Below are 9,764 nucleotides of genomic sequence, written 5' to 3'. Positions count from 1 at the left end.
GGCCCGGTGAGCCTCAGCAGCTCACGGCCGACGGAACGGAGCTCCGGGTCGCGCACGGCCTTGAGGACGGCCATGGGGCCGGTGGGGCGGGCGGCGTCCTCGTCGCGCTCCCAGAAGAACCCGGCGAGGAGGCCGAGGGCCTCGTAGAGGTCGCCCTCGACGTCGAGGTCCCCGGCGACCCAGGCGCGGGCCAGGCCGAGCTCACCGGGCTTCCACAGCAGCCGGCGCAGGGCGCGCCGGCGCCGGACGATCAGTACGGGGGTGCCGGGCGGGCCCGACTCGCTGCGGTCCCAGGCCCGGACCCGGACCGGGAGCGGGGCGCCCAGGGCGCGCTCCGCGAGTGCGGTGAGCCGTCGAGCGGCCTCGGCCATGTCGCACACCTCCATGATGAAGGGTCAGCAGATCGTTTCGCCTGACACCTGAAACACCAACAGGTCGTGCTCTAGTCCTTCCCCGCGCGAGGGGCCCGCCCCCGTCGGGTACGCCGAAGGGCGCCCGGGTACGCCGAAGGGCGTCCACCCCACGGATTGGTGGACGCCCTTCGACCGCTGTTCAGCTGTGACCGTAGGTCAGGAGGCCTTGGCCTTCTCGGTCTTGGCGGGGGCCTGCGGGGCCGGCTTGGCGGCCTCGTAGAACTCCTCGCGCGGGTTCTCCATGGCGCGCAGGGAGACGACCTCGCGCTTGAGGAACATGCCCAGGGTCCAGTCCGCGAAGATACGGATCTTGCGGTTCCAGGTCGGCATGGCCATGCCGTGGTAGCCACGGTGCATGTACCAGGCCAGACGGCCCTTGAGCTTGATCTTGGTCTTGCCCATGACGATCATCGCGACGCCCTTGTGGAGGCCGAGACCGGCCACCGCGCCCTTGTTGGCGTGCGAGTACGTCTTCTGCGGGAAGCCGCGCATGCCGGACAGGACGTTGTCGCCGAGGACCTTGGCCTGGCGCAGCGCGTGCTGGGCGTTGGGCGGGCACCAGGCGTTCTCGTTGCCGGCCTTGCGGCCGACGACGTCCGGGACCTGGGCGTTGTCGCCGGCGGCCCAGATGTAGTCGGTGCCCTGGACCTGGAGGGTCTCGGAGGTGTCGACGTGGCCGCGCGGGCCCAGCGGCAGGCCGAAGCGGGCCAGTGCCGGGTTGGGCTTGACGCCCGCGGTCCACACGATCGTGTTGGCGTCGACCTCGAGGCCGTTCTTCAGCACGACGTGACCGTCGACGCAGGAGTCCATGGAGGTCGAGAGGTAGATCTCGACGCCGCGGCTCTCCAGGTGCTTCTTGCCGTACTCGCCGAGCTTGGGGCCGACCTCCGGGAGGATCTTGTCGGCGGCGTCGACGAGGATGAAGCGCATGTCCTCGCGCTTCACGTTCGGGTAGTACTTGGCGGCGTCGCGCGCCATGTCCTCGACCTCGCCGATCGTCTCGGCGCCGGCGAAGCCACCACCGATGAAGACGAAGGTCAGCGCCTTGCGGCGGATCTCCTCGTCCTTCGTCGAGTCGGCCTTGTCGAGCTGCTCGAGAACGTGGTTGCGCAGGCCGATGGACTCCTCGATGCCCTTCATGCCGATGCCGTTCTCGGCAAGGCCGGGGATCGGGAAGGTACGGGAGACGGCGCCGAGCGCGATCACCAGGTAGTCGAAGGGCAGCTCGTACGCCTCGCCGACGAGCGGCGCGATCGTGGCCACCTTGCGGTCCTGGTCGATCGTGGTGACACGGCCGGTGAGAACCTCCGCCTTGGGCAGCACGCGGCGCAGCGGCACCACGACGTGGCGCGGCGAGATGCTGCCGGCGGCTGCTTCAGGGAGGAAGGGCTGGTACGTCATGTACGAGCGCGGGTCGACGACCGTGACGGTCGCCTCCGCGTACCGCATCTTCTTCAGGATGCGGCGCGCCGCGTACAGGCCGACGTACCCACCGCCTACTACGAGGATCCGTGGACGCTCCGTGGTGCTCATGATTCGAGTATCCAGCACTCTCCCATGGGGTGCTCGTGAGCCCCTTCACAAGGCACGAAAGGGGGTCTGCTACACTCCGCCGCCCCCGTGATGGACGCCATACCTCCGCAAGGGAACCGCAACAGCCTGACGGGCGTTGAACACCCCCGCTGAACTGGCCTTGGGGCGCTCGGAGCGACTGGACCACCACCCGCCCCGGCCTCGCATAAGGCTTCCTTTAACACGGCCGAAACCGGATGGTTTCCCACCGCCAAGGCCCCGGAGGGCCCGAAAGAGGGGCCGAAGGCCCTCTTCCGACGCTCCGGGGCCGCTTTTTCATGTGAAGGATTTCACGAACATTTCCCGGCGGCCTGTCCACGGCACGTCCGGTACGCCCCTTAAGGCACGCTCCGGGCGTTCCCGCTACGCGCCCTGCACGACGCCTACGCGACGCTCCACGCGATGCCGTCAAGGATGTCGTGCTCGCTCACCACGACCTCCTCGGCCCCCACGCGCTCCATCACGCACTGGAGGATCAGCGCGCCCGCGGCGATCACGTCGACGCGGCCGGGGTGGAGCACCGGGATCGCGGCGCGCTCCTCGTGGGTGGAGGCGAGCAGGCGGGCGGTGATCTCCTGGACCTGGTCCAGGGAGATACGCGCGTGGTGGATGGCGGCGGACTCGTACTCCGCCAGGCCGAGGGCGATGCCCGCGACGGTGGTGACGGAACCGGCCAGGCCCACGAGCGTATGGGCGTCGGTCAGCGGGACGGTCCGCCCGGCGAGGTCCAGGGCGGCCTCGACGTCGGCCCGTATGGCGGCGATCCGGTCGGCGGCCGGCGGGTCGGACACCACGCCGTCCGTCACGAGATGACGCTCCGTCATCCGTACGCAGCCCACGTCCACGCTGCGCGCGGCCCGGACGTGCTCCTCGCCCACGACGAACTCGGTCGAGCCGCCGCCGATGTCCACGACGAGGAAGGGCTTCGCCAGGTCGGCGCGGCCCACGAGCTCCTTGGTGGCCCCGGTGAAGGAGAACTCGGCCTCCTGGTCGCCGCTGATCACCTCGGGCTCCACGCCCAGGATGTCCACGACGCCGCGCACGAACTCCTCGCGGTTGGAGACGTCCCGGGAGGCGGACGTGGCCACGAAGCGCACCCGCTCGGCCTTGAGCTCCTGGATGACCTTCGCGTACTCGCGGCAGGCGGCGAAGGTGCGCTCCAGCGCCTCCGGCGCGAAGCGGCCCGTGCGGTCCACCCCCTGGCCGAGGCGGACGATCGTCATCCGGCGGTCGAGCTCATTCAGTTCGCCCGTGGCCGGGTCGGCGTCGGCCACCAGCAGCCGGATGGAGTTGGTACCGCAGTCGACGGCGGCGACACGGGTCACGCGCAGCCCTCCTCGCCGGAGCACGGGCTCACGCACGGGCCCTTGCTCCACCACTCGGGCAGCAGGGCGATGGCCTCGTCGCCGAAGGGGTTCACGCCCGGGCCGGCCGCCAGCGAGTGGCCGACGAGGACGTGGAGGCACTTCACGCGGTCGGGCATGCCGCCGGCGCTGGGGAAGCCCTGCAGGACCTCGATGGCGTCACGGCGCGCGATGTAGTCCTCGTGGGCGGCCCGGTAGGCGGCGGCCAGCTCCGGGTCGGTCGCCAGCCGGTCCTGCATCTCCTTCATCAGGCCCGAGCCCTCGAGAGTGCCGATCGCGGACGCGGCGCGGGGGCAGGTCAGGTAGTAGAGGGTGGGGAACGGCGTGCCGTCCTCCAGGCGCGGGGCCGTCTCGACCACGTCGGGGTTGCCGCAGGGGCAGCGGTGCGCGATGGAGCGCAGTCCGCGCGGCGGGCGGCCCAGCTGCTCCTTGAACGCGGCGATGTCCGCGTCCGTCGGCTCGGTGGGCTCGGTCTTCGGAGGAGGCGTGTCCATGTGCTCGCTCGTGCTCGATCGGTCGTGTGCGTAATAGGTGTGCGGGGTGGGGATCCGCCGGGCCGGCGTGTCAGCGGTGGCCGTCGGAGACGTCCACGTCGTCGAAGAGATTGCTGTACCAGGGGCGGTCGGCGGCGCCCTGGTCCTTGTGGCGGCCGCCGTCGGCGCTGCCGTCCACCACGGTGTACCCGGTCTCGCCGGGGCGGACGAAGTGGAGGTGCTCGCGCGCCAGCTGTTCCACGTACGCCGGGTCCTCCAGCCGGGCCTTCTCCTCGTGCAGCCGCTTGACCTCCTCGCGCGCCTGCTCCGTCCGGTGCCGCTGGTCGGCGATGTCCGAGCGCTGGGTGACCCACTGGCGCATGGGGTAGGCGAGGGCGACGACGAGCGAGCAGACGACGAGCGCGAGCAGCGCCGCGCGGCCGGTGAGCCGGGAGCGGCGCTGCGGGCGGGCGCGGTAGACCCGGGCCGCGGTCGGGCCCTGGACCAGCGCCGTGCCCAGCGCCTTGAGCCTGGTCGCGGTGGAGAACCGGTCCGCGCCCACGTCGCCTCCCCTGGAGAAGTCCGTTACGAACGTACGTCCCCGGACACGGTACGGGACCGCGGCCGGGGACGTACGGAGACTGGCGAGAAGGTCAGCCTTGCTGTGCCTTTTGGGCTCAGCCCTTGAAGCGCGGGAAGGCGCTGCGGCCGGCGTAGACCGCGGCGTCGTCGAGGATCTCCTCGATGCGCAGGAGCTGGTTGTACTTGGCGACGCGCTCGGAGCGGGCCGGGGCGCCGGTCTTGATCTGGCCGCAGTTGGTGGCGACGGCCAGGTCGGCGATGGTGACGTCCTCGGTCTCGCCGGAGCGGTGGGACATCATGCACTTGAAGCCGTTGCGCTGGGCCAGCTCGACGGCGTCGAGGGTCTCGGTCAGCGAGCCGATCTGGTTGACCTTGACCAGCAGGGCGTTGGCGGAGTTCTCCTCGATGCCGCGGGCGAGGCGCTCGGGGTTGGTGACGAACAGGTCGTCACCGACGAGCTGGACCTTGTCGCCGAGCTTCTCGGTGATGGTGTTCCAGCCGGCCCAGTCGTCCTCGAACAGCGGGTCCTCGATGGAGACGAGCGGGTACGCGGCGACGAGCTCCGCGTAGTACTCGGTCATCTCGGCGGCGGTGCGGTCCTTGCCCTCGAACTTGTAGACGCCGTCCTTGTAGAACTCGGAGGCGGCCACGTCCAGGGCGAGCGCGATGTCCTGGCCGGGGGTGTAGCCGGCCTCCTTGATGGCCTCGAGGATGAGGTCGAGGGCCTCGCGGTTGGAGCCCAGGTTCGGGGCGAAGCCGCCCTCGTCGCCGAGGCCGGTGGACAGGCCGCGGCCCTTCAGCACCTTCTTGAGGGTGTGGTAGACCTCGGTGCCCCAGCGCAGGGCCTCGGAGAAGGACTCCGCGCCGATCGGCGCGATCATGAACTCCTGGATGTCCACGTTGGAGTCGGCGTGCGAGCCGCCGTTCAGGATGTTCATCATCGGAACGGGCAGCAGGTGCGCGTTCGGGCCGCCGAGGTAGCGGAAGAGCGGCAGGTCGGACGCCTCGGAGGCGGCGTGCGCGACGGCCAGGGAGACGCCCAGGATGGCGTTGGCGCCCAGGGAGCCCTTGTTGTCGGTGGCGTCCAGGTCGAACATGGCCTGGTCGATCAGGCGCTGCTCGGTGGCGTCGTAGCCGACGAGCTCCGGGCCGATCTGCTCGATGACGGCGAGGACGGCCTTCTCGACACCCTTGCCGAGGTAGCGCTTGGGGTCGCCGTCACGGAGCTCGATGGCCTCGAAGGCACCGGTGGAGGCGCCGGACGGCACGGCGGCACGGCCCGTGGAGCCGTCGTCGAGGCCGACCTCGACCTCGACCGTGGGGTTGCCTCGCGAGTCGAGGATCTCGCGAGCTACGACGACGTCGATGGACGGCACGAGGGTCTCCTTCGTGTGTGTCTGGAGTTCTGCACCACGAGCCTAACGGGCCCCGGAGCCTGCGCCCGCCCTTGGCCCGCTCCCCGGGCTGAAAATTGGCACAAACGCCGAGAACACCGGACGAATCGTCGGTGTGTTCGCTCAACGGGGACGCGGGACCGACCGGCAGAACGAGCGGAGCCCCGCTCCGATGCGGCTCGGGGGGAGGTCGCATCGGAGCGGGGCGGTCGCTCGGCCGGCCGGGGCCTTCGTTCGATGACTCCGGCCGGCCTTCGCTCAGCGCAGGTGGAGCTGCTGGCCCGGGAAGATCACATCGGCGTCGGGCACGATCTTCTTGTTGAGCTCGTGCAGCTTCTGCCAGCCGCCCTGGACCTTCTGGGACGCGGCGATGGTGGCGAGGGTGTCGCCCTGCTTCACCTGGTACTCGCCGTCGCCCTTCTGGACGGTCCGCGGGGCGGTCTGCTTCGGCGCCGGGGCCTCGTCGTCGGAGTCGTCCGACTGCTGGACGGGCTTGCTGCTGTGCTTGCCCTGCGGCGCGGCCTCGCGCTTGCTGCGGTCGGCGTGGGACTGGGCCTTGCCGTAGGCGCCGGAGGCGGACTTCGTGGACTTCTTCGCGACGTAGCCGTCGGAGTCGTCCGTGTCGACGTTGGCCTTGGGGCCACCACGGGTCAGGCCGCCCTCGGCGGCGCAGCCCCAGGCGCCCGGGCCCTGCATGGCGAGCAGGCGCTCGGCGGTGGCGATCTGCTGGGACTTGCTGGCCAGGTCGGCACGCGGGGCGTACTGCTTGCCGCCCGCGGCGGCCCAGGACTCGTTGCTGAACTGGAGACCACCGTAGTAGCCATTGCCGTTGTTGATGTGCCAGTTCCCGGTGGACTCGCACTGGGCGACCTTGTCCCACGTGGAGACGGAGGCGGCGTTGGCGGAGGTCGCGACCATCAGAGGGGCTGCGACAGCCGCGCCGGTGACACCGGCGAGCGTGACGATGCGGACGGCCTTGGACGGACGACGGTGCTTGCCCTTGGACATAAGTCGGTTTCCTCACCGACGCCTACGAGGTGAGCTGTCGGGTTCGGGCTGTGAGTTCGCCCGGCCCGGTGCGCTTTCGCGTTCCGGGCTTCACCCCGAGCCGTTCCGCTCCTTCGGCCATGGGCCTTGGGACCGTTCCGGCGACTTACCTTGGTTCCCCCGCTCCTGCCTACGGCGCTTGCGCGACGACTCCCCCGGCCGCCGGCAGGATTCGGCGTGCGGCCGTGGTGCTCGCGGTGGCGAGCGGTGACGACGGTAATCACAGGCGGCCGACGGGTTCAAACCCCACTTTTCAGCCACCGATGGCCTGAGTTGGCCCCAGAAACCTCACGTTTCCGCAGGTGAGAGGCCATTCGAGCAAATCGGATTCAAGGCATCCGACGGTCAGTCAACGAGACCCATGTCTCACTTTCGACCGGAACAGACATTCGCCTCGAACCGGAGCGCTACTGCTTGATATCAAGCTTCTGACCAGGGCGGATAAGGTCCGGATCAGAACCGACTGCTTTTTCGTTCTTCTGATACAGCGTCTGCCAGCCTCCGGCGACCGAATGTTGCTCGGCGATCGCTGACAGGTTGTCACCGGGCCGCACGGTGTAGTCGTTCGCAGCGGGCAGGTCCGTACGGCCCTCGCCGCCCCGGGAGGGCCGCTGAGCATCGTCGGAGCGCGACGGGTCCCCACGGTGCCGGCCCGTTCCGGAGGTCGCGTCGGCATCCCCGGGAAGCGGTGAAGCGGAAGGCGAAGTTCCCGTTCCAAGGGTGCCTGAGGGCGTGTTCGCCGGGGTGTTCGAGGGGGTGCCGACCGGGGCGGTCGGGATGGACGTCGGATCGGCCGACGCGCCGGTGCCCGTACCCGTCGTCGGCTGCCCTGAGGGGTCCTTGCGGTGCTTGCCGGAGGAGGCGTCCGGGGACGGGCTCGTGGAAGCGGACGGGGTGCCGGAGGAGCCCGGCGTGGGCGAACCGGACGAGCCGGGCGTCGGCTTGGGCGACCCGGAGGACGGGGCGGACGGCGCGGGCGACGTGCGCTCGGGCGCGGGCTGGTTACCGCGACCGGGCGTACGGGGGCGGCTCGGCTCCGGCGCGGCGGAGTACGAACCGTCGCCCGGGTCCACCTCGGGCTCCTTGTCCTCGCCCTGGTCCGCCTGGCGGGCCAGGCCCGAACTCGCCGCGCAGCTCCGCCAGGTGTCGGCGCCCTCCGCCTTGAGGATCCGCTCGGCCACGGCTATCTGCTGGGACCGGCTGGCCAGGTCGGGGCGCGGCGCGTACGCGATGCCGCCGTGCTGCTCCCACATCTGCTGGGTGAGCTGGAGGCCGCCGTGGAGGCCGTTGCCGTTGTTGGCGCTCCACATCCCTCCGCTCTCGCACTGGGCGACCTTGTCCCAGGTGCCCGCGTCGGCGGCGACGGCGGATCCGGTCGCCAGCAGCGGAAGTGCCGCGCTGGAGGCCGTCACCCCCGCCGCGACCACGATGGCGGGTACCTGACGGGGACGGCGATGTCTACCGGTTCCTGAGAGCATCTGCGGGCCTCTCGCATAGGCGGCTTTTCGATTGGTCGCAGACCATAGCGAGGCCTTCCCGGAGTCACAAGCCGGTGTAGCGGAGGTCACGCCCCGATAAACGCCGTTTGACCGAGCGTCATGCGACGCGGCTTTTGGGCGTGAACTCCACGGGCAAAGTGCGCAATCCACGCATGATCAGGCCGCCGCGCCAGCGCAGGTCCTCGGGTTCGGCGGCGAGGGACAGATCGGGCAGCCTGCGCAGCAGCGTCGCGATCGCGGTCTGTCCTTCCAGGCGGGCGAGGGGCGCGCCGAGGCAGTAGTGGATGCCGTGCCCGTAGCCCAGATGCTGGTTGTCGCGCCGGGCCAGATCCAGGGTGTCGGGGTCGGTGAAACGCCCGGGATCGCGGTCGGCGGCGGCCAGGACGACCAGTACGGGATCGCCCTCGGCGATGCGCTGCCCGCCCAGCACCAGGTCCTGGGTGGCGAACCGCCAGGTCGCCAGCTCCACCGGGCCGTCGTAGCGCAGCAGCTCCTCGACGCCGGTGGCGAGGAGGCTCTCGTCGCCCTCGGCGAGGGCGCGCTGAAGCCGGGCGCGCTGCTCCGGGTGGCGCAGCAGCGCGTAGGTTCCGTTACCGATCAGGTTCACAGTTGTTTCAAAACCGGCGAACAAGAGGATGAAGGCCATCGCCGCGGCCTCGTTCTCCGTGAGGTGCTCGCCGTGGTCGCTCGCCCGGATGAGACCGGAGATGAGGTCCTCTCCGGGGTCCTCCCGCTTCCGGTGGATCAGCTCCGCGAGGTACGTCCGCATCCGCTTGACGGAGCGGGCCACTCCGCCGCGCGGCCCGCCGCCGTGGCGGATCATCATTCCCGCCCAGTCCCGGAAGTCGTCCTGGTCCTCGCGCGGGACGCCGAGCATGTCGCAGATGGCGTAGATGGGGAGGGGGAAGGCGAACTCATGGATGAGGTCGGCCTCCCCCTTCTCCACGAAGCCGTCGATGAACTGGTCGGTGAGCTCCTGGACGCGGGGCGCGAACTCCGCGACCCGGCGCGGGGTGAACGCCTTCGACACCAGCCGGCGCAGCCGGGTGTGGTCCGGCGGGTCGATGTTGAGCAGGTGCGTCATCAGATTGGCGCTGCGCTCGCCGGGGATGCCCACCTTCCCCTTGCCGTGGGCGCTCTCGGAGTGGTGCACGGGATTCTTCGACAGCCGCTGGTCGGCGAGCGCCTGCCGGGCGTCGGCGTAGCGGGTGACCAGCCAGGCCTCGACGCCGCTGGGCAGCTCGGTGCGGTGCACCGGCGCGTGCTCGCGCAGCCAGGCGTACGCCGGGTAGGGGTCGGAGGCGAACTCCCAGGTGAAGAGGGGTGGGGCGGGGGGCGTGTGATTCTCGTGCACGCCCCGACGCTACCTACCCGGCGCCATGGGGGCGCCCCTGGTGGTGCCCGCCGCCGCCCCTAGTGG

8 protein-coding genes, 1 pseudogene and 1 riboswitch are annotated in these 9,764 nt (G+C 70.5%); all 9 genes and pseudogenes read right to left on the bottom strand.

Features of this window, described 5'->3' with window-relative positions; translation table 11 throughout:
• Nucleotides 1-371 (bottom strand): annotated as a pseudogene (locus tag K6I33_RS25350) (SAM-dependent methyltransferase); the annotation flags it as partial.
• A gap of 198 nt (nucleotides 372-569) precedes the next feature.
• Nucleotides 570-1,946 carry an NAD(P)/FAD-dependent oxidoreductase gene (locus K6I33_RS25345; protein ID WP_229356841.1) on the bottom strand — a complete coding sequence of 459 codons (1,377 nt, stop codon included), beginning with the start codon at nucleotides 1,944-1,946 and terminating at the stop codon, nucleotides 570-572.
• A 422-nt stretch (nucleotides 1,947-2,368) separates the two neighbouring features.
• Nucleotides 2,369-3,310, bottom strand: a complete 942-nt coding sequence (locus K6I33_RS25340) for a Ppx/GppA phosphatase family protein (protein WP_308297294.1) — start codon at nucleotides 3,308-3,310, stop codon at nucleotides 2,369-2,371.
• A complete protein-coding gene (locus K6I33_RS25335; RefSeq protein ID WP_229356840.1) occupies nucleotides 3,307-3,843 on the bottom strand; it encodes a DUF501 domain-containing protein in 537 nt (178 codons plus the stop codon). The genes K6I33_RS25340 and K6I33_RS25335 overlap by 4 nt, the downstream gene beginning before the upstream one ends.
• A gap of 70 nt (nucleotides 3,844-3,913) precedes the next feature.
• Nucleotides 3,914-4,384 carry a septum formation initiator family protein gene (locus K6I33_RS25330; RefSeq protein ID WP_229356839.1) on the bottom strand — a complete coding sequence of 157 codons (471 nt, stop codon included), beginning with the start codon at nucleotides 4,382-4,384 and terminating at the stop codon, nucleotides 3,914-3,916.
• A gap of 115 nt (nucleotides 4,385-4,499) precedes the next feature.
• Complete coding sequence (eno, locus tag K6I33_RS25325; protein WP_229356838.1) at nucleotides 4,500-5,780, bottom strand: phosphopyruvate hydratase; 1,281 nt, start codon at nucleotides 5,778-5,780, stop codon at nucleotides 4,500-4,502.
• Between the two features lie 276 nt (nucleotides 5,781-6,056).
• Nucleotides 6,057-6,806 (bottom strand): transglycosylase family protein, encoded by a 750-nt coding sequence (locus K6I33_RS25320; RefSeq protein WP_229356837.1) that lies wholly within the window; start codon nucleotides 6,804-6,806, stop codon nucleotides 6,057-6,059.
• Nucleotides 6,807-6,810: 4 nt separating this feature from the next.
• A riboswitch (cyclic di-AMP (ydaO/yuaA leader) is annotated at nucleotides 6,811-6,993 on the bottom strand.
• A gap of 259 nt (nucleotides 6,994-7,252) precedes the next feature.
• A complete protein-coding gene (locus tag K6I33_RS36085) occupies nucleotides 7,253-8,272 on the bottom strand; it encodes a transglycosylase family protein (RefSeq protein ID WP_308297293.1) in 1,020 nt (339 codons plus the stop codon).
• A 169-nt stretch (nucleotides 8,273-8,441) separates the two neighbouring features.
• On the bottom strand, nucleotides 8,442-9,698 hold the full coding sequence (locus tag K6I33_RS25305) for a cytochrome P450 (protein ID WP_229356836.1): 1,257 nt from the start codon (nucleotides 9,696-9,698) through the stop codon (nucleotides 8,442-8,444).
• Between the last annotated feature and the right edge of the window lie 66 nt (nucleotides 9,699-9,764).

It is taken from the genome of Streptomyces sp. UNOB3_S3 (genome assembly GCF_020740895.1).
Lineage (GTDB): Bacteria > Actinomycetota > Actinomycetes > Streptomycetales > Streptomycetaceae > Streptomyces.
This window is presented reverse-complemented; position numbering and strand designations above follow the sequence as displayed.

Excerpts from the sequence above, each read along its gene's own strand:
- K6I33_RS25335 (WP_229356840.1), bottom strand. The coding sequence starts at position 3,843 with ATGGACACGCCTCCTCCGAAGACCGAGCCCACCGAGCCGACGGACGCG.
- K6I33_RS25320 (WP_229356837.1), bottom strand. The coding sequence starts at position 6,806 with ATGTCCAAGGGCAAGCACCGTCGTCCGTCCAAGGCCGTCCGCATCGTC.
- K6I33_RS25345 (WP_229356841.1), bottom strand. The coding sequence starts at position 1,946 with ATGAGCACCACGGAGCGTCCACGGATCCTCGTAGTAGGCGGTGGGTAC.